Origin of the sequence: Pseudomonas sp. LAMO17WK12:I1 (genome assembly GCF_900177315.1) — a bacterium.
Lineage (GTDB): Bacteria > Pseudomonadota > Gammaproteobacteria > Pseudomonadales > Pseudomonadaceae > Aquipseudomonas > Aquipseudomonas marginalis.
Genome location: NZ_FWZV01000004.1, coordinates 410,598 through 428,730, shown reverse-complemented (window position 1 = coordinate 428,730; position 18,133 = coordinate 410,598). Strand labels below are relative to the sequence as shown.

19 protein-coding genes are annotated in these 18,133 nt (G+C 59.7%); 11 read left to right on the top strand and 8 right to left on the bottom strand.

Annotated features, from left to right (window positions below; all coding sequences use genetic code 11):
- Nucleotides 1-82: 82 nt before the first annotated feature.
- Nucleotides 83-988: a LysR family transcriptional regulator gene (locus tag B9N88_RS09755; RefSeq protein ID WP_027604199.1), complete on the top strand. Its 906-nt coding sequence runs from the start codon at nucleotides 83-85 to the stop codon at nucleotides 986-988.
- Here B9N88_RS09755 and B9N88_RS09750 read toward each other — a convergent pair.
- Together B9N88_RS09750 and fabV are read right to left on the bottom strand one after the other, a co-directional pair.
- Nucleotides 985-1,608 carry an HAD family hydrolase gene (locus tag B9N88_RS09750; protein WP_027604200.1) on the bottom strand — a complete coding sequence of 208 codons (624 nt, stop codon included), beginning with the start codon at nucleotides 1,606-1,608 and terminating at the stop codon, nucleotides 985-987. The two genes, B9N88_RS09755 and B9N88_RS09750, sit on opposite strands and share 4 nt — an antisense overlap.
- A gap of 149 nt (nucleotides 1,609-1,757) precedes the next feature.
- Nucleotides 1,758-2,954 carry an enoyl-ACP reductase FabV gene (fabV, locus tag B9N88_RS09745; RefSeq protein ID WP_027604201.1) on the bottom strand — a complete coding sequence of 399 codons (1,197 nt, stop codon included), beginning with the start codon at nucleotides 2,952-2,954 and terminating at the stop codon, nucleotides 1,758-1,760.
- 309 nt (nucleotides 2,955-3,263) lie between these two features.
- Between fabV and B9N88_RS09740 the strand changes: the two genes are divergently transcribed.
- The 5 genes from B9N88_RS09740 (at nucleotide 3,264) to B9N88_RS09720 (ending at nucleotide 6,907) form a co-directional block, all read left to right on the top strand.
- On the top strand, nucleotides 3,264-4,088 hold the full coding sequence (locus B9N88_RS09740; RefSeq protein ID WP_027604202.1) for an aspartyl/asparaginyl beta-hydroxylase domain-containing protein: 825 nt from the start codon (nucleotides 3,264-3,266) through the stop codon (nucleotides 4,086-4,088).
- Nucleotides 4,089-4,235: 147 nt separating this feature from the next.
- Nucleotides 4,236-5,609: a nucleotide 5'-monophosphate nucleosidase PpnN gene (gene ppnN / locus B9N88_RS09735; protein ID WP_027604203.1), complete on the top strand. Its 1,374-nt coding sequence runs from the start codon at nucleotides 4,236-4,238 to the stop codon at nucleotides 5,607-5,609.
- A gap of 207 nt (nucleotides 5,610-5,816) precedes the next feature.
- Nucleotides 5,817-6,074, top strand: coding sequence for an AbrB/MazE/SpoVT family DNA-binding domain-containing protein (locus B9N88_RS09730; protein ID WP_027604204.1), 258 nt, complete (start codon nucleotides 5,817-5,819; stop codon nucleotides 6,072-6,074).
- Complete coding sequence (locus tag B9N88_RS09725; protein ID WP_027604205.1) at nucleotides 6,071-6,466, top strand: PIN domain-containing protein; 396 nt, start codon at nucleotides 6,071-6,073, stop codon at nucleotides 6,464-6,466. Before B9N88_RS09730 ends, B9N88_RS09725 begins: the two co-directional genes overlap by 4 nt.
- Nucleotides 6,467-6,535: 69 nt before the next feature.
- A complete protein-coding gene (locus B9N88_RS09720; protein WP_027604206.1) occupies nucleotides 6,536-6,907 on the top strand; it encodes a hypothetical protein in 372 nt (123 codons plus the stop codon).
- 7 nt (nucleotides 6,908-6,914) lie between these two features.
- Here B9N88_RS09720 and B9N88_RS09715 read toward each other — a convergent pair whose 3' ends face one another.
- Nucleotides 6,915-7,244, bottom strand: a complete 330-nt coding sequence (locus B9N88_RS09715; RefSeq protein WP_043293388.1) for a YXWGXW repeat-containing protein — start codon at nucleotides 7,242-7,244, stop codon at nucleotides 6,915-6,917.
- A gap of 131 nt (nucleotides 7,245-7,375) precedes the next feature.
- A complete protein-coding gene (locus B9N88_RS09710) occupies nucleotides 7,376-8,272 on the bottom strand; it encodes a LysR family transcriptional regulator (RefSeq protein WP_043293389.1) in 897 nt (298 codons plus the stop codon).
- Nucleotides 8,273-8,322: 50 nt separating this feature from the next.
- On the opposite strand from B9N88_RS09710, the gene B9N88_RS09705 reads away from it, so the two are divergent.
- Nucleotides 8,323-9,036 carry an NADPH-dependent F420 reductase gene (locus B9N88_RS09705; protein WP_256221121.1) on the top strand — a complete coding sequence of 238 codons (714 nt, stop codon included), beginning with the start codon at nucleotides 8,323-8,325 and terminating at the stop codon, nucleotides 9,034-9,036.
- 87 nt (nucleotides 9,037-9,123) lie between these two features.
- On the opposite strand, the gene mqo is transcribed toward B9N88_RS09705, so the two are convergent.
- Complete coding sequence (gene mqo, locus B9N88_RS09700; RefSeq protein WP_027604210.1) at nucleotides 9,124-10,770, bottom strand: malate dehydrogenase (quinone); 1,647 nt, start codon at nucleotides 10,768-10,770, stop codon at nucleotides 9,124-9,126.
- A gap of 480 nt (nucleotides 10,771-11,250) precedes the next feature.
- Between mqo and B9N88_RS09695 the strand changes: the two genes are divergently transcribed.
- Both B9N88_RS09695 and B9N88_RS09690 read left to right on the top strand, forming a co-directional pair.
- Complete coding sequence (locus tag B9N88_RS09695) at nucleotides 11,251-12,438, top strand: MFS transporter (RefSeq protein ID WP_027604211.1); 1,188 nt, start codon at nucleotides 11,251-11,253, stop codon at nucleotides 12,436-12,438.
- A gap of 162 nt (nucleotides 12,439-12,600) precedes the next feature.
- A complete protein-coding gene (locus tag B9N88_RS09690; protein ID WP_027604212.1) occupies nucleotides 12,601-13,440 on the top strand; it encodes a lipopolysaccharide kinase InaA family protein in 840 nt (279 codons plus the stop codon).
- A 52-nt stretch (nucleotides 13,441-13,492) separates the two neighbouring features.
- Here the strand turns inward: B9N88_RS09690 and B9N88_RS09685 are convergent, their stop codons facing one another.
- Nucleotides 13,493-13,714, bottom strand: coding sequence for a hypothetical protein (locus B9N88_RS09685; RefSeq protein ID WP_027604213.1), 222 nt, complete (start codon nucleotides 13,712-13,714; stop codon nucleotides 13,493-13,495).
- A gap of 347 nt (nucleotides 13,715-14,061) precedes the next feature.
- Between B9N88_RS09685 and dusA the strand changes: the two genes are divergently transcribed.
- Nucleotides 14,062-15,048 (top strand): tRNA dihydrouridine(20/20a) synthase DusA, encoded by a 987-nt coding sequence (gene dusA / locus B9N88_RS09675; protein WP_027604214.1) that lies wholly within the window; start codon nucleotides 14,062-14,064, stop codon nucleotides 15,046-15,048.
- 315 nt (nucleotides 15,049-15,363) lie between these two features.
- Nucleotides 15,364-16,290 (top strand): transaldolase, encoded by a 927-nt coding sequence (tal, locus tag B9N88_RS09670; RefSeq protein WP_027604215.1) that lies wholly within the window; start codon nucleotides 15,364-15,366, stop codon nucleotides 16,288-16,290.
- Nucleotides 16,291-16,378: 88 nt separating this feature from the next.
- Here tal and rssC read toward each other — a convergent pair whose 3' ends face one another.
- Nucleotides 16,379-16,861, bottom strand: coding sequence for an anti-sigma factor antagonist RssC (rssC, locus tag B9N88_RS09665; RefSeq protein WP_003172602.1), 483 nt, complete (start codon nucleotides 16,859-16,861; stop codon nucleotides 16,379-16,381).
- Complete coding sequence (gene rssB, locus B9N88_RS09660; RefSeq protein ID WP_027604216.1) at nucleotides 16,861-18,042, bottom strand: two-component system response regulator RssB; 1,182 nt, start codon at nucleotides 18,040-18,042, stop codon at nucleotides 16,861-16,863. The genes rssC and rssB overlap by 1 nt, the downstream gene beginning before the upstream one ends.
- Nucleotides 18,043-18,133 lie beyond the last annotated feature (91 nt).

Genomic DNA, 18,133 nt, shown 5'->3' with positions numbered 1-18,133 from the left:
GTTGAGATAGCAACAGTATCGTTAGCCATTCCAGCTGGATAAACTGCGCTCCCCTACAATGACTTTAAACCAGGACTTGATAATGGACCTGTTCCAAGCGATGTCGGTGTACGTGAAAGTGGTGGAGAGCGGCAGCATGACCGCCGCCGCACACGCCTGCGGGATGTCGACCACCATGGTCGGCAACCACTTGCGCGCTCTCGAACAACGCCTGGGCGTCAGCCTGCTCAAGCGCACTACCCGCAAACAGAGCCTCACGGAGTTCGGCGGCCAGTATTACCAGCGTTGCCTGGAAGTACTCGGGCTGGTGGCCGACTCCGAGCAATGGGCCGAACAGGCCCACGGCGACGTCCCCAAAGGCACACTGCGCATCACCGCGCCACCGGCGTTCGGCACTGAACGCCTGGCGCCGGCCCTAAGCGAGTTTTCCCAGCGCTACCCGCTGATCAAGCTGTACGTAGTGCTCAGCAACCAGCGCATGGACATGGTCGACAGCGGCTTTGACGTGGCCATCCGCCTGGGCGAGCTGGAACCCTCAAGCCTGATCGCCCGCCCAATGCAGGACTACACCATCACCCTGTGCGCCTCACCGGACTACCTGGCCCGACGTGGTACACCCCGGACGCCCGAGGACCTGCAACAGCACGACTGCCTGGCATTCGCCTACCCTTCCACCGATGACTGGCGCAACGCCGACAAGCTGTGGCGCATGACCGGCGCAGAAGGCGAAGTGGAAATCCCGGTGTCCGGCTCGCTGACCATCAATAGCTCCCAGGCCTTGCGCCAGGCCGCCGTGCAAGGCATGGGGATCGTCATGCTGCCGGATGCCCTGGTACAGCCCGACCTGCAAACCGGCAAGCTGGTGGCCTTGCTGACCACTTATCAACTGCCCAGCCGGCCCATGCATCTGCTGTACGGCCAGGACCGTTATCGCTTGCCGAAGCTGCGCGCCTTTGTGGATTTCGCCATGGAAAAGTGGGCGCGCTAGAAGCCCACGCCCAACTCGCGCAGTCGCGCCGCCGTCTGCTCGGCAGACACATGGTGAATGCCTTGCCAGCCGAGGGCGACGGCCGCTTCGATATTGCCGGCGACATCATCGATAAACACCACTTCCCCCGGCTGGATATCCGGCAGGTACACCCGTACCTGGCTGAGACTGGCGTGGTAGATCGCCGCGTCAGGCTTGATCAGCTTCAACTCGCCAGACACCACGATGTTGCGAAATTTGCGAAGGAAGGGGTAATGGGCCAGCGCATAGGGAAAGGTCTCGGCCGACCAGTTTGTGAGCCCGAACAGTGGCATGTTGGCCTGATGCAGCGCGTTGAGAATCGCCACGCCTTCGGGCAACGGGCCACGCAGCATTTCGTGCCAGCGGCCGTAATAGGCCGTGATCAAGGGTTCATGCTCGGGGTATTGATCGATCAGGATCTGCGTGGCTTCGGCCAGCGGCCGCCCCGCATCCTGCTCGGTGTTCCAGGCCTGGGTACAGATGTTATCGAGGAACCACTGCCGCTCTTGCTCGTCGGCAATCAGTTTGCGATAGAGGTGCTGCGGGTTCCAATCGAAGAGAACACCGCCGAAATCAAAAACGACTGCACGAATCGTCATCAGATCCTCCGTTAGCATGGTTTGAGAGCTGAGGGAGTCTGGCAGATTTACAAGGAGGGAGGTGCGCGCCGGAGCGTAAGACGGATCTGAAAAACCAAAAAAACAAATATGGGAGGGGGACACGCCTCCTCCCACATTTTTAACCGCGTTTAGGCTTGGACCAGACCCTTGATCTTCACGGTCGGGTTGACGTCAGCCTCGTAGTCCACACCATCGACTTCAAAGCCGAACAAGCGCAGGAACTCAGCCTTGTAGCCGGCGAAATCACTGATCTCGTCGACGTTCTCGTCGGTAACCTGGTTCCACAGTGCCGCCACGGCGTCCTGGACCTTCGGTTCCAGTTCGGCCAGGTCGGCACGCAGGCGGCCGTCGGCGTCGAGCTTCGGCTCGCTGCCGTACAGGCTGTCCTTGAACAGGCCGTAGACCTGCTCGATGCAGCCTTCGTGGGTGCCCTGCTCTTTCATCACCTTGAACAGCAACGACAAGTACAGCGGCATGATCGGGATCGCGGAGCTGGCCTGGGTGACCACCGCCTTGAGAACCGATACGCGGGCGTCGCCCTTCAGTGCAGCGAGGTTGTCGCGCAGGGTCAGGACTTTCTTGTCCAGGTCTTTCTTGGCTTCGCCGATGGAGCCGTTCCAGTAGATGTCCTGGGTCAGCTTCTCACCGAGGTAGGTGAACGCGGTGGTCTTGGCGCCTTCGGCCAGTACGTCGGCGTCACGCAGGGCGTCGATCCACAGCTGCCAGTCGGCGCCGCCCATGACATTGACGGTGCCGTCGATTTCTTCCTGGGTTGCAGGTTCGAGGGTGGTGTCGACCACAACGCCTTTGTCGGTATTGATACCGCGCAGGGTTACAGCCTTGCCGATTGGCTTGAGGGTGGAGTTGTAGACTTCACCGGTCTTGGGATCGGTACGGCGTGGCGCGGCCAGGCTGTAGACGACCAGGTCGATCTTGCCCAGGTCTTTCTTGATGGTTTCGATGGTCAGGCGCTTGATCTCGTCGGAAAACGCGTCGCCGTTGATGCTCTTGGCGTACAGGCCTTTTTCAACGGCAAACTTCTCGAACGCAGCGCTGTTGTACCAGCCGGCGGAGCTCAGCTTGCCTTCTTCGCCTTCTTTCTCAAAAAACACGCCCAGGGTGTCGGCGCCGCAGCCAAACGCTGCACTGATGCGCGCGGCCAGGCCGTAGCCGGTGGAAGCGCCAAGGACCAGCACCTTCTTCGGGCCGTCTTTGATGGCGCCGTGCTCAGTTACGTAGTCGATCTGTTCCTTGACGTTCGCTTCACAGCCAACAGGGTGAGCGGTCACACAGATAAAGCCACGAACCCGCGGTTTGATGATCATAAAATTTCTGCCTCTTCCAAGGTGCCGAAGGCCAATGGTGGCCATTCAACTTCAATCGTACCGGTCTATGACGTCCGAAAAACCGAAGCGTCACGATAGTCGCAAATCTTCTGTTTACAAAATCCAATCCATACGAGCCCACCAGGGTTAAAGACTGTGTCGAGCCTTCACAATTTTGCACTATTTAAAACGCCAATCCGCTGCTGGACGCCTTATCATGACGAAGATGTTTCATTATGTTTCAAAACCCCACCACTCGCGGCCACGGATCCGGACCTGTCGAATGGCGTCCTCCTGGAGCTGAGTTGCATGAACAAGTCTGCTTTGCGTAAGAAAGCGGTATCGGTCGCCTGGGTACTCGGCGTGTTGCTGATTATCGATGTGTTCCCCGAAACCACGCTGGTGTTCCTCTGCCTGGTACTGGTGTGCGGCGTTTACGACTTCCTGCGTAACGGCCTGTATGACAAGCCGACCGTCAAGAAATACTTTATCGGCAGCGGTCGCAACACTTGGCTGCTGGCGCCGTTCAACACCCTGTTCGACCTGCTGAGCGCGCGTAACCGTCACGTCTACACGATGGGCGACCTGCCACCGGCCTGGCGCACAGACCTGCAACAGGTGCTTGATGACGCCATGGCCCACAAGGATGAAATCATCGGCTACCTGGACGAACGCATGGCCGAGAAGAAGCGCGGCATGTTGTTTTTCCAGTGGTACGGGCGCCCGATCGAAACCACCCTGGATATTCCTGAACTGCGCAAAAAACTGCCGTTCGTGAAAACCATCGGCGTGTCGGTGTTCAACGAGAACCGCTCGACGTCCTTTCACTTCGGTCCCCTGCGCATGATGTTCCGCGTGCTCTACAACATGGCACCGGCGCCCCATCACGACGGCGTGTACATCCAGGTCGGCAAGCACAAGCACTACTGGCACGACGACCCGCTGTTTATCTTTGATGACACGCTGATGCATGCGTCCTTCAACAAGAACGACGCCAAGCGCTACTGCCTGTTCATCGACATTGTACGGCCGACGCCGCTGCCGTCGGTGCTTAACGCCGTCATCGCGGGATTTGCCGGGCTGGTCTTTACCCTGCGTCGGGTTTTCTACAAAAACTGGAAGCTGATTGAGTAAGTTCTGCGGCATGATGGTGTTGGACGGTATTTGCGCTCGGCCCTGCGCCTGAGGTAAATATCCGGCTCGTGCGCCCTAACCTGCGCCCACCATTCTCACGTCATCGCACCTCGACAGGTGCGGTGGCTGCGTTTTCAAGGAATCAGAATGCCCCAACGCCAAGTCATCAATGCCTCCGTCAGCCCCAAGGGCAGCCTCGAAACCCTGTCCCAACGTGAAGTCCAGCAACTGAGCGAAGCCGGTACCGGCAGCATCTACACCCTGTTTCGCCAGTGCGCCCTGGCGATCCTCAACACCGGCGCCCATATCGATAACGCCAAGACCATCCTCGACGCCTACAAGAACTTTGAAGTGCGCATCCACCAGCAGGACCGTGGCGTGCGCCTGGAGCTGTTGAACGCCCCCGCCGATGCTTTCGTCGATGGCGAAATGATCGCCAGCACCCGCGAAATGCTGTTCAGCGCCCTGCGGGACATCGTCTATACCGAGAACGAGCTGGACAGCCAGCGCATCGACCTGAGCAACTCCCAGGGCATTACCGACTACGTATTCCACCTGCTGCGCAATGCTCGCACCCTGCGTCCGGGCGTGGAGCCGAAGATCGTGGTGTGCTGGGGCGGGCACTCGATCAATACCGAAGAGTACAAATACACCAAGAAAGTCGGTCACGAACTCGGCCTGCGCAGCCTCGACGTGTGCACCGGTTGCGGCCCGGGCGTGATGAAAGGCCCGATGAAGGGCGCGACCATTTCCCACGCCAAGCAACGCATTACCGGCGGGCGCTACCTGGGCCTGACCGAGCCGGGCATCATCGCCGCCGAAGCGCCGAACCCGATCGTCAACGAACTGGTGATCCTGCCGGACATCGAAAAACGCCTTGAAGCCTTCGTGCGCGTAGGCCACGGCATCATCATCTTCCCCGGCGGCGCCGGTACGGCCGAAGAGTTCCTGTACCTGCTGGGCATCCTGATGCACCCGGACAACCGCGACGTGCCCTTCCCGGTCATTCTCACCGGGCCGAAACAAGCCGCGCCGTACCTGCAACAATTGCATGCCTTCGTCGGCGCCACCCTCGGCGAAGCCGCGCAGGCGCACTACCAGATCATCATCGACGACCCGGCCGAAGTGGCCCGCCAGATGACTGCCGGCCTCAAGGCGGTGAAGCAGTTCCGCCGTGAGCGCAACGACGCGTTTCACTTCAACTGGCTGCTGAAGATCGACGAAGGCTTCCAGCGCCCGTTCGACCCGACCCACGAAAACATGGCCAGCCTGCAACTGAGCCACGCACTGCCGCCCCATGAACTGGCAGCCAACCTGCGCCGTGCGTTTTCGGGGATCGTGGCGGGTAACGTGAAGGACAAGGGCATTCGCCTGATCGAAGAACATGGCCCGTACGAGATCCACGGCGACCCGGCCATCATGAAGCCACTGGATGAGCTGTTGCAGGCGTTCGTTGCCCAGCATCGCATGAAGTTGCCGGGTGGCGCGGCGTATGTGCCGTGTTATCGCGTAGTGCAATGAGCTCGCCAGGTAATTTGCTTACAGCCGCCAGGCTTTACTGGCGGTCGGTCATAGTTTGTATCTCTTTGCGCCATGGGTAAGCGTGCGGGAGGGCTGAGTTCGGACTAGGTTTTCATGACTCCGACTCATCCTCCACCTGAAGAGCGACCTATGGACCAACGGATATTGTCCTCCACCACTCCTTACCCTAAGGTAAGGAGCATCATGTTGGAGATCTTTACCATGGCGACCGCCACACTTACCTCAAAAGGGCAAATCACCATCCCCGTCCAAGTCAGGACCGCACTCGGCCTGGAAACAGGCGACCGCGTCGAATTCGTCGAAACGGAAGATGGCAAGTTTTCCATCATTGCAGCGAGCAAGACGGTCCATGACCTCAAGGGGCTGGTCCGTAAGCCTGCAAGGGCCGTGTCCATTGACGACATGAACCGCGCCATCGCAGCACAGGGAGCGAAGGCTGGATGATCGGGCTGGATACCAATGTGCTGGTGCGCTACGTCACCCAGGATGATCCCGTTCAATCCCCCAAGGCCTGCGAATTGATTGAATCCCTCACCACGCTTTCGCCAGGGTTTGTCAGCCTGGTGTCCGTGGTGGAGCTGGTGTGGGTATTACAGAGCTGCTACCAATGCGCCAAAAATGACATTGTCGTCGTTATGGAAACACTGCTGCGCACCCGTGAATTGACCGTCGAACATGCCGAGGTCGTCTGGCAGGCGCTTCGACGGTTCACGGCCAACAACGCCGATTTTGCCGATTGCCTGATAGAGCGCTGCGCCCACGCGGCCGGGTGCGAATACACCGCTACCTTTGACCTCGGTGCGGCCAAGGCAGCGGGTATGAAGCGTCTGGGCTGAGCGGCAACATTGCGGCAAGGGGCAGGCTTTGGTAAAAATCGCTAATCCCTGAACGAGAGAACGCCCCACGTGCGCACGCTTCTTCTTGCTGCCCTGGTCCTGACGCCGCCCCTCGCACTGGCCGAGATCATCTGGCCCGACCTGCCAAAGAACTGCTTCGTCAGCGGGCGTTCTGCCACCAGTGTGGATGTCGACGCCGGCTGCGCAGCGTTCCTGATCAATGTGCAAGGCAAGGCCGCAGGTACGCCGATCAAGGTGGATATTCCCCAATATGCTTTTCACATCGACGAAGCCAGCGGCAAAGAGACACCGGTGATCATCATCCAGGCCGAAGAGAACGGAGAGGTCAAGGCCGTGGGATACAAGGAACTGGGCACCGATCAACTCGGTGCCGCGCTGCTGCGGGAAGTACGGCTCCTGGGTACAAAGAAGCCTTCCTAGTCGGGGTTCAACGAACCCAGCCCCCCACCTGCCAGTGGTAGCCATCATTGCGCTGCACCCAATGCGGATGCACATAACGATAGCCTTCGCGCACCGGCTCCCAATGGCCGTGTACGGCAACGTAGCGCCCGCCTTCCCAGCGCCAGTAACCACGTGACCATATGTAACCTTCACGTACGGCAGGCTCGACTTCGATGACCTGGGTCGGCGGCGGTTGTGGCGCAACCACCTCGACATATTCACGCTGTACAGGCCGGCGCTCATGCACCACGCGCTCCTGTACACACCCGGACGCCGCGACCACAACTGCCGCTAATGCCGCGTAACGTAACAACATACAACCCCCTCGGGCGTTATCGCCCAACACCTGCACCGGTAAAAATGCCCCCGTGTTTCAGCCGTGCTCCTGCTCAGGCCTGGGTACTTTTTTAACAGGTTGTGTCTGTCGGATTGCTGAAGCAGCACGCATCAAGGGTGACCGAAGCGTCCCAACACCGCTTCGACAAAGCGTCTCAACTTGGCCGTACGCTGACGGTTCGCCGTGTAGACAAGGTGCATCGGCCGGCTCGGCGCTTCAAAGTCCGGCAGCACTCTCACCAATTCGCCCCTGGCCAATGCCCCGCGCAAGAAGTCTTCCGGACCGAGCACGATGCCAAAACCATCCAGCGCGGCGGTCATCAAGGCCCTGCTTTCATTGATCTGCAAGCGACTGGCAACCTGCACCTTGCAAGGCGTCGAAGCCTGGTAGAACACCCACTCGCGATCCGCCGGCCGCGACCAGAAGGCGTAGCCGAGGCATTCATGACGCTCAAGGTCCACCGGGGCCTGCGGGGTACCGCGTGCCGCCAGGTACTCCGGCGACGCGCAGACCACCAGGCGATAAGGTGCCAGTGGCCTGGCTGTCAGGCCGGTGGTCGCCAGGGGGCCGATACGAAAAGCGGCTTCATAGCCCTCCTCCACCAGGTCCACGAAACGGTCGGTCAAGTGCAGGTCGATTTCCACATCCGGGTTGTCGCGCAGGAACCCGGTAATCAACGGCATCAGGCTGTAGGAGCCGAAGGTGACGGGCGCGGTGATTTTCAGCTTGCCGCGCGGCGTGTCGTTCATGATCTGCGCCAGTGAATCGGCAGCCTCGGCTTCTACCAGGATATGTTTGCAACGCTCGTAGTACGCGCTCCCCAGCTCCGTCAGGCTTTGCCTTCGTGTGGTGCGGTTAAGCAAGCGAGCGCCCAGGCGCTGCTCCAGCGCGGTGACATGTTTGGCCACCATCTGCGGCGACATGCCCAAGCGCTCGGCAGCCCGCGCGTACGAGCCCAACTCAGCAGCCATCACAAAGGCATTCATGCTCGACAGGCGATCCATCATTCCCTACTCCCAGTAACAACATTCACGCCAAAACGACGATTTATCGCCAATTGGTTGCCAATCATCATAACCGCTCCCCTATTCATTGGAGCAAGACCATGAAGATTGGTGTTATTGGAGCAGGCTTTATCGGGCGCGCCGTGGCCCAACTGGCGCTGGCGGCCGGGCACGAAGTGATGTTGAGCAACTCCCGTGGCCCCCACACCATGAGCAGCGTCGTGAGCGGCATACTCGGCGTGCAGGTGGGCAGTGCCGACGACGCCGCCAAATTCGGCGATGTGGTGCTCGTGGCGATCCCCCTGGAGCATTACCGCAGCGTCCCGGCGCAATGGCTGGAGGGCAAGACCGTGATGGACGCGAATAATTACTACCCGAACCGCGACGGCCATATACCGGTACTGGATCGCTTCGAAACCACCACCAGCCGGCTGCTCGCCGAGCATTTGCCCCATTCACATGTAGTCAAAGTGTTCAACGCGATCTTCGCTCCCGACCTGACGCAGGACGCCCGCCCCCACGGTGCCCCCGACCGCCGGGCGTTGCCGGTGGCCGCGGATGACGCCGCAGCGAAGGCACGCGTCATCACGCTTCTCGACGAATTGGGTTTCGACGCCGTGGATGCCGGCAGCCTGGATGACAGCTGGCGGCTGGAACGCGGCAAGCCTGCCTATTGCGTGCCGCTGGACCAGGCTGGCTTGAAGGCAGCGCTGGCCGCCGCCGAGCGTACGGTTGAACTGCCGCCTGTCGAACGCACCCGCCGTTAGACACGCACAAAAAAACCCGCTGACCGTTACCGGTTCAGCGGGCTTTTTGTTACCGGCAAGGTCCTGACCCAGGACCTCCCCAGCGGCTTACAGCGCCAGGTCAGACGCCGGCTTGCTCGGCTCAGCCGCAGGCTTGGCAGCCTCGGGCGCCTTGACAGCAGCCTGTTGCGGAATCGCAGGCGGTGCAGGCAGTTGCAGGATATTGGCGGTGTAGGCCCATTCCTTGGCAACAGCCTCAGGACTGTCGTTCAGCTTGGTGCCGTAGCTAGGCACGATCTGGTGCAGTTTTGCCTGCCACTCAGGGGTCGCAACCTTGTCCTTGAACACTTTCTGCAGCACGGTCAACATGATCGGAGCCGCGGTGGACGCGCCTGGCGACGCACCCAACAGGCCTGCAATGGTGTTGTCGGCAGAGCTGACCACTTCGGTACCGAGTTTCAGGACGCCGCCCTGCTCTTCGTCACGCTTGATGATCTGCACGCGCTGGCCGGCCTGCCACAGGCGCCAGTCGGATTGCTTGGCGTTCGGGAAGTACTCCTGCAGCGCCTTGAAGCGATCGTCATCCGACAGCATCAGTTGGCCGGCGAGGTACTCGACCAGTGGGTATTCACGAATACCGACTTTGGTCATTGGCCAGATGTTGTGGGTGGTGGTGCTGGTCAGCAGGTCCAGGTACGAGCCTTCTTTCAGGAACTTGGTCGAGAAGGTGGCGAATGGGCCAAACAGAATCACGCGCTTGCCATCCAGCACGCGGGTGTCCAGGTGCGGAACCGACATCGGTGGCGCGCCAACCGAAGCCTTGCCGTAGGCCTTGGCCAGGTGCTGCTCGGCGACGGTTGGGTTATCGGTCACCAGGAACGAGCCGCCGACCGGGAAGCCAGCGTATTCCTTGGCTTCAGGAATGCCCGACTTTTGCAGCAGGTGCAGTGCACCGCCGCCAGCGCCGATGAACACGAACTTGGCGTCGGTTTCAGTCTTGGTGCCGTCTTTCAGGTTTTTGTAGCTGACACGCCACGAACCGTCGGCGTTCTTGGTGATGTCCTGCACTTCGCTCGACAGTTTCAGGTCGAACTTAGGCGTGGTTTGCAGGTGAGCGACGAACTGGCGGGTGATCTCGCCGAAGTTCATGTCGGTACCCAGCGGGCTCCAGGTGGCCGCGATTTTCTGGTTCGGGTCACGCCCTTCCATCATCAGCGGAACCCATTTGGCGATCTGCGCCGGGTCTTCGGAGTACTGCATGCCGGCGAACAGCGGGCTCGCTTGCAGGGCTTCGTAGCGCTTCTTGAGGAACTTGATGTTGTCATCGCCCCACACAAAGCTCATGTGCGGTGTGGAGTTGATGAACGAACGCGGGTTCTTCAGCACGCCCTGCTGGACCTGCCAGGACCAGAACTGACGGGATATCTGGAACGCTTCGTTGATCTCGACCGCTTTCGGGATCTCAACGTTGCCGTTCTTGTCTTCCGGGGTGTAGTTCAGCTCAGCCAGGGCCGAGTGGCCGGTACCGGCGTTGTTCCAGCCGTTGGAGCTTTCTTCGGCGACGCCATCGAGGCGCTCGACCATTTCCATCGACCAACCCGGCTCCAGCTCGTTGAGCCAGACACCCAGGGTTGCACTCATGATGCCGCCGCCGATCAGCAGCACATCGACTTTCTTTGCCTCTTCCGCGTGAACGGACGTGATCCCCATCGACAAAGCCAGCCCCAGCAGGGCAGTGTTTACTTTTTTAAACATCAGTAGCACCTATGATAAAACGCCATCCGCCCCACCGCCCCTGATCATGGGCAACCCTCAATCACGCTGCGCCAGGCAACGCACCGCGGGGTTTGCACATTCACTCGGGGACCGCAGGGTGGGCACACAAGGCCGACGTATCGACCTCACTTTTATGTCCCTTCTGCGCTGACTTCTTATCATTATTGGCTTCAGCTACCTGGGCGACAGCCAAACGCCGGGACGTATACGGGTGTACGTACCGGGGAAAGACCAGACCAAGACGGCGCGCAGAATATCACGCCACACGGCGTTTATGCGTCGTTTGGCCAATTGACAACTCTAAATCGCCGGTTTTAACGCGCGAGTGTCAAGTGTGGCAAGCGCGACCTGAGGTCACAGGGCAGGAACTCTCGGGCAAAAGGTGGTTCTAGACTCCTTCGTCGCTGCTTGCGTAGCATCGACGGTTTTCCCTCGTACCCCTTCAATACAGAGCGATCCATGTCTATCCACCAAACTCCCGGGCACGTACTGCCCGCGCGCAGCGCCGCCAAAATGGAAGCTGCCATGGCCGTGGGCGCCTTCGCTATCGGTACCGGCGAATTCGCCATCATGGGCCTGATGCCCGACATCGCGCAAAACCTGGGTTTAAGCGAACCCCAGGTTGGCCACGCCATCAGCGCCTATGCGTTGGGCGTGATGGTCGGCGCCCCACTGCTGGCCATCCTCGGCGCCAAGCTGCTGCGCAAACATATGTTGCTGTTGCTGATGGGCCTGTATGCCCTGGGCAACCTCGCCACTGCGTTCACCCCGACCTTCGGCTCGTTGGTGGCGTTCCGCTTTATCAGCGGCCTGCCCCACGGCGCCTACTTCGGCATTGCTGCGGTGGTCGCCTCGAGCATGGTGCCCAACGACAAACGTGCCGGCGCCGTGGCGCGGGTAATGATGGGCCTGACCCTGGCCATGCTGCTGGGCAACCCCATCGCCACCTTCCTCGGCCAGCACCTGGGCTGGCGCTCTGCGTTTGCACTGGTGAGCGTGATCGCCCTGTGCACCATCGCCCTCGTCTGGCAATTTGTGCCCCATCGCCACGATGAACAACGCAGCGACCCGCGCAAGGAACTGCGCGCCTTCACCAAACCCCAGGTGTGGATGGCGCTGTCCATTGGCGCCATCGGCTTTGCCGGTATGTTCTGCGTGTTCAGCTACCTGGCACCGACCATGCTGGAAGTGACCAAGGTATCCCCGCAGTGGATTCCATTCGGGCTGGCAGCATTCGGCGTGGGCGGGATTATCGGCAACATCGCTGGCGGCAAGCTGTTTGATCGCATGCAGTTTCGCGCCGTGGGCTGGATATTGGTGTGGTCGATGGCCGTGTTGCTGTTCTTCCCCTTCGCGGCGTCCTCGCTATGGGGCGTGCTGCTGAGCATGGGCCTGGTCGGCACCATGGTCTCGCTGGCCGCACCGCTGCAGATCCGCCTGATGGACATCGCCCACGAAGCACCGAGCCTGGCGGCAGCGTCCAACCATGCGGCGTTCAACCTGGCCAATGCGCTGGGGCCATGGTTTGGCGGGATGGCGATTACGGCCGGGTATGGCTGGACCAGCACCGGCTACATCGGCGCGGCGACGGCACTGGTCGGGCTGGGCATTTACCTGATAGCACGGCGGATGCAGGGAGGGCATTAAGCTCAAGCCCCAGGGCTATAAGCACATTTCAATCGCCATGAACAGTGAAGAATCGGCGCAGTTAGACTATTTCATTTTCGTTCAGGTAAAGTTCAGGTTGGATCCAATAAGTACAAGCTGTAACATATCCGTCATATTTATTCCCAATGACAAGGACGTGTTTTGAGCTTTCCTGACACAGGTGTATTGCAAAGTTTTCCGACGACCATCACTCATCGCAAAGCGACGATCTTCACCACCGACACCACCGACCACAAAACGCAGCAGGCGATTCAGGACCTGATCGACACGCGCCACCAACTGACAGATCGCATCAGCGCACCGCTCAAAGGGATGGAAGCCAACCTGTTCGCCAAGTCCCAGCCGCTGGACAGCCTCAGGCCCAAATTGCGCGTGACCTTCGGGCGCGCCAAGCGGGACGGTGCGTTTGACTGGCCGGTCGAAGAAGTCATCAACACCCTCGGCGCCCAGAAACGCGGTGCGCCGGTTGCTGGCTTGTATGGGTTCGGTTATCGAAAGTCAGCGCTTGGCCTGATCCAGGAATTCTTCATCTTTACCGAGATGCTGGAGGGCCACCTCAATGGCCTGGAATGGCTCAAGCAGGAGCGTGACATCCAGAGCCTGATCACCGCGTCGTTCAAACTGTTGCACTGCCTGCACAGCAAAGGCGTGGTGCATATGGACTTCTGGGCAAACAATGTGATGATCAACCTGGAGCAGCCGACGCACGCCAAGGCCATCGACCTGGAAAACTGCTTTCTCACGCCAACGGACTACTTGACCGAGGTACTGGCGTTTCAATTCGGGTTCTATTATCGGCGGGAAATTTTCCGGTTCATGATCGAAGAGGATTACGACCGGAGGGTGCTGCAAGAACTTGGCAACTACGAGGGCATTGATCGCCGTCGTTTTGACGAAATCTACACGTCAAGCAAACATGAGAACATCAGCCGCCGCGCCAGGCGCGAGATTTTCCATAATGGGGTTGTGATAACAGGCTGACTCACCTCCCCCGGCGACAAGGGCGCTTGCCCCCGCCGGGCCATATGCGCCATCAATCATCATGCAACAACCCCGTCCCATATTCCCCATAACTACTCCCCAGGCCACTACCGCCAAAATTAGCTTTGGCAGCCTTGCTGGAGCTGTGGTCACCAAACGCCTGGCATCCGCCTGAAAAGCAAGGGTCGCCACTCATGCCCGGCGCACCCGAAGAACAAGCGCCCAACAGCAACGCGCCGGTAATCATCACGACTTTGACGAGGTTCAAAATCATTTTTCAGTTCCCTGTGGGCTGGACCGTGGGGGCTTCACTTGAGGAAGATCGTAGACCTCAACGGTGGAAGGAATTATGAAACTTTGCTGGGGGACAGGGAGGGTTCAGGTTGCCGGCTGGTTGATCGACGGAGGCCGGGTCAAACACAACCGCGAATGGGCAGTAGCCAACTGGTCCTACCTGATCGCATGTCGGGCTCGCAGTGATCGCCTGTAAATCCTCGGCATATTCCATACACGGCAATGTCCGCGTTCGAAGTGGTGAATACCGCAAAACAAGCGTCTCCCACAGCCTAGATCCATCCCTGATAAACTGCGCCCAATTCGCCTCGTTGACTCAGATCCCCAATGTCCCTACACACTGCTACTTTCTCCCGCCGCTTCTCCGTCGCCCCAATGATGGATTGGACCGACCGCCACTGCCGGTTCTTCCTGCGCCTGCTCTCCAAACGCGCCCTGCTCTACACCGAGATGGTCACCACCGGCGCAATCCTCCACGGCGACCATGACCGCTTCCTGCGTCATAACGAAGCCGAGCACCCGCTCGCGCTCCAGCTCGGCGGCAGTGTCCCCGCAGACCTGGCAGCCTGCGCCCGTATGGCCGAGGCTGCCGGTTACGACGAAGTGAACCTGAACGTCGGCTGCCCCAGCGACCGCGTCCAGAACAACATGATCGGCGCGATCCTGATGGCTCACCCGGCCCTGGTGGCCGATTGTGTGAAGGCGATGCGTGATGCGGTGTCGATTCCGGTAACGGTGAAGCACCGTATCGGCATCAACGGCAGGGACAGTTATGCCCAGTTGTGTGATTTCGTCGGGACGGTGAAGGACGCCGGCTGCACCAGTTTCACCGTGCATGCGCGGATTGCGATTCTTGAGGGCTTGTCGCCGAAGGAAAACCGCGACATTCCGCCGTTGCGGTATGACGTGGCGGCGCAGTTGAAGCAGGATTTCCCTGAGCTGGAGTTTATTCTCAATGGCGGGATCAAGACGCTGGAGCAGTGCCATGAGCATTTGCAGACGTTTGACGGGGTGATGCTGGGCCGCGAGGCTTATCACAATCCGTATCTGCTGGCGGAGGTGGATCAGCAGTTGTTTGGTAGCGCGCAGCCTGTGATCAGTCGGGCGGAGGCGTTGGCGCAGTTGCGGCCTTATATTGCTGAGCATTTGGCGACTGGCGGGACGATGCATCACATTACGCGGCATGTGTTGGGGTTGGGCACCGGTTTCCCTGGGGCGCGCAGATTCAGGCAGTTGTTGTCGGTGGATATCCATAAGGCTGCGGATCCATTGGCATTGCTTGATCAGGCTGGGGCTTTGTTGGAAGGGCGTTGATTGGATAGCTTGCAGGGGGGGGGCAGTTGGTTATTGGATGAGCCGACACACTGCCATCGGGAGCAAGCCCCCTCCCACATTTGGTGCGGTGTGTGCCAGGGAAGGAGTCAGTTGGCATGAAGGCGCTATCCAAGTGTCATCGGGCAGTCGGGTTGAACCTGTCGGCCGTTCTGGCCTCCTATTCAGCACTACGGCCGGGCATTCAAACGGCTGTTTTCAGGTTGTTGCCCTCGCAAACGATCGAACGCATTTGCGCCCTTGAGCGCCTGCCAGCGCTCGGGTAATGTCATCAGACCCATAGGACAGAGCACGCCCATGACTTCCAAGCTGGAACAACTCAAGCAATTCACTACTGTCGTAGCCGATACCGGCGATTTTTCCACCCTCGCCAAGCTCAAGCCCCAAGACGCCACTACCAACCCTTCCCTGCTGCTCAAGGCCGCGTCGATTCCGGGCTATGCCAAGCTGCTGGATGAGTGTGTGCAGGATTGCAACGGTGATGTCGGCCTGGCCAGCGACCGTTTCGCGGTGGCTGTGGGCCAGGAGATCCTTAAGGTCGTGCCAGGGCGCATCTCCACCGAGGTGGATGCCCGCCTGTCGTTCGACACTGACGCCGTACTCAAGCGTGCGCACCGTCTGATCGACCTGTACGACAAAGCTGGGGTTAGCCGTGACCGCGTGCTGATCAAGATCGCGTCCACCTGGGAAGGCATCCGCGCGGCGGAGAAGCTGGAAAAAGAAGGCATCCAGACCAACCTGACCCTGCTGTTCTCGTTTGCCCAGGCGGTGGCGTGCGCAGAAGCCGGCGTGTTCCTGATTTCACCGTTCGTAGGCCGTATCTACGACTGGTACAAGAAAGCCAATGGCAACGACTACACCGGCGCTGATGATCCGGGCGTGCAGTCGGTGACACGCATCTACAACTACTACAAGGCTAATGGCTACAAGACCGTGGTGATGGGTGCGAGTTTCCGCAACCTGAGCCAGATTGAAGAGCTGGCCGGCTGTGATCGCCTGACCATCAGCCCGGACCTGCTGGAGAAGCTGGCGGCGGATGACGGCAAGCTGGAACGCAAGTTGTCGCCAGGGCACGCCGGAGAAGCGCGAGTGCATCTGACTGAAGCGCAGTTCCGTTGGGAGTCCAACGAGGATGCGATGGCGACTGAGAAGCTGGCGGAGGGGATTCGTCAGTTTGCCCGGGACCAGGAGAAGCTTGAGGCACTGTTGTCCGCCAAGCTGTAAACGGCGCAGGCGACAAAAAGGGCGGTACCTGTGAGGGTACCGCCCTTTTTTGCTCTGCTGTCCCTAAAGTAGCAGGCGATCCCTGGGATCAGTGACGCTCGAGGGCGTTGACGAGGTCGTGGAAGGCTTCGCGGTTGGACTCGTTGAGGCCCATCAGGATCTTGTGCGCTTCCAGCACCTTGACCCGCACCACTTCCTCGGACTGATCCTGGGACGGCAGGTCGGTGAGGCATTCCGGGCAAGGGATCGGGCGATCAACGATGTTGAACACCTGGTCGAAGCCCATGGACTGCAACAGACGGGTGATGTCTTCGTGGGTGGTGACGACGGTCGGCAACAGGCCGACCTTCTGCCGGGACAGAATGGACAACTTGGCCAACAGCCCAAGGGTGGTGCTATCGATGCTGCGGGTTTCGGTCAGATCGATCACGATCGCCGAGAAATTCAACGCCGTGAAAATCCGCTCAATCGTCGCATCCAGCGCCGAACACAAGGTCAGGCGCACTTCACCGACAAACTTCAGGACGAAGGTCCCGTCTTGCTCGGCGAATTGGATTCTTCCGGTACTCATCAAAGATTCCTGCTCAACACCAATAGGGCGATATCATCCGGCATCTCCCCTAGCGTGGCCAATCCAAAAACCTGCCGCAGGCCATCCAGGCTGCCGCCCGCCGACTTGACCTTCTGGGGCAAGGCGGCTTCTTTCTCTTTGAGTGTAGGCTCTGGAAGAAGGTCCAGGATGCCGTCGGACATCAGCGTCAGGCTGAACGTCGGCGGCAGCTCCAGGATGTGGTCTTCGTAAGTAGCTTCATTGAACAAGCCTACGGGCAGACCACGCCCTTCCAGGTAACGCACACTGTCGGGAGTGTATAAAACAGGCATCGGCAGGTGACCGCCGATGCTGTAGGTCAAAAGACCGGTTTCTTCATCAATCACGCCGCCTACCATCGTCACGTGCTTGCCCAGCTTGCAGCTGATCAGGCCTCGGTTGATGTGGCCCAGCACCTCGGAGGGGGTAAACTCCGGCAAGGTGCCATTGCGCTTGGATTCGAACAACAGCCGTGTGGTCATGAACTTCAACAACACGGTGACAAAAGCAGAGGAAGCACCATGGCCGGAGACATCGGCCAGGTAGAACGCGACACGCCGCTCGTCAACACGGAAATAGTCGACAAAATCGCCCGACAGGTACAGCGACGGGATGATCTGGTGAGCAAACTGGAATTCGTCGATGGTCCAGGGGCTGACCGGCAGCATGTTCATCTGCACCTGGCGACCGGCGTTCTGGTCTTCCTGGAGCAGGTTAAGGCTGGCTTCGAGTTCGCGGTTGGCGGTTTCGAGCTTTTCGCGGTAGCGCTGGTTCTCGACCAGCAGGCGCGCACGATCCAAGGCGCGGCGCACAGAGTGCTCCAGTACCGCCAGGTCTTCGAGGGGCTTGATCAGGTAGTCGGCAGCGCCCAGACGCAACGCTTCGACGGCATCGTTCATGACGCCGGCACCGGACACGACAATCACCGGCGTCTGCGGGGCAAGCTCGGTCACCTGGCGAATCAGCTCCAGGCCGCCCATCTGGGGCATGCGCAGGTCGCAGATCACGAGGTCGGGCTGGTCGCGCTCGAATACCTGGAGACCCTGTTGGCCATTACTGGCCTGCAGGACGCTGAAGCCACTGTCTTCCAAATAGGCCGCAAGGCTCGCGCGCACTACTTCGTCGTCATCGATTATCAGCAGCGTGGCACTGGTTTTTTGCATGTGGGCAAACGGCGCCAGAATTAGGTTGGCGTAGGTGGCTCGGCAATGGCCGGGCTCACGTACTGGATTCGCTTTCTAGCCTCTCTGTACT

Bases quoted from the DNA above. Each gene is read 5' to 3' on its own strand.
- B9N88_RS09755 (WP_027604199.1), top strand. From the start codon at position 83: ATGGACCTGTTCCAAGCGATGTCGGTGTACGTGAAAGTGGTGGAGAGC.
- B9N88_RS09750 (WP_027604200.1), bottom strand. From the start codon at position 1,608: ATGACGATTCGTGCAGTCGTTTTTGATTTCGGCGGTGTTCTCTTCGAT.
- fabV (WP_027604201.1), bottom strand. From the start codon at position 2,954: ATGATCATCAAACCGCGGGTTCGTGGCTTTATCTGTGTGACCGCTCAC.
- B9N88_RS09740 (WP_027604202.1), top strand. From the start codon at position 3,264: ATGAACAAGTCTGCTTTGCGTAAGAAAGCGGTATCGGTCGCCTGGGTA.
- ppnN (WP_027604203.1), top strand. From the start codon at position 4,236: ATGCCCCAACGCCAAGTCATCAATGCCTCCGTCAGCCCCAAGGGCAGC.
- B9N88_RS09725 (WP_027604205.1), top strand. From the start codon at position 6,071: ATGATCGGGCTGGATACCAATGTGCTGGTGCGCTACGTCACCCAGGAT.
- B9N88_RS09715 (WP_043293388.1), bottom strand. From the start codon at position 7,244: ATGTTGTTACGTTACGCGGCATTAGCGGCAGTTGTGGTCGCGGCGTCC.
- B9N88_RS09710 (WP_043293389.1), bottom strand. From the start codon at position 8,272: ATGATGGATCGCCTGTCGAGCATGAATGCCTTTGTGATGGCTGCTGAG.
- mqo (WP_027604210.1), bottom strand. From the start codon at position 10,770: ATGTTTAAAAAAGTAAACACTGCCCTGCTGGGGCTGGCTTTGTCGATG.
- B9N88_RS09695 (WP_027604211.1), top strand. From the start codon at position 11,251: ATGTCTATCCACCAAACTCCCGGGCACGTACTGCCCGCGCGCAGCGCC.
- B9N88_RS09685 (WP_027604213.1), bottom strand. From the start codon at position 13,714: ATGATTTTGAACCTCGTCAAAGTCGTGATGATTACCGGCGCGTTGCTG.
- dusA (WP_027604214.1), top strand. From the start codon at position 14,062: ATGTCCCTACACACTGCTACTTTCTCCCGCCGCTTCTCCGTCGCCCCA.
- tal (WP_027604215.1), top strand. From the start codon at position 15,364: ATGACTTCCAAGCTGGAACAACTCAAGCAATTCACTACTGTCGTAGCC.
- rssC (WP_003172602.1), bottom strand. From the start codon at position 16,861: ATGAGTACCGGAAGAATCCAATTCGCCGAGCAAGACGGGACCTTCGTC.
- rssB (WP_027604216.1), bottom strand. From the start codon at position 18,042: ATGCAAAAAACCAGTGCCACGCTGCTGATAATCGATGACGACGAAGTA.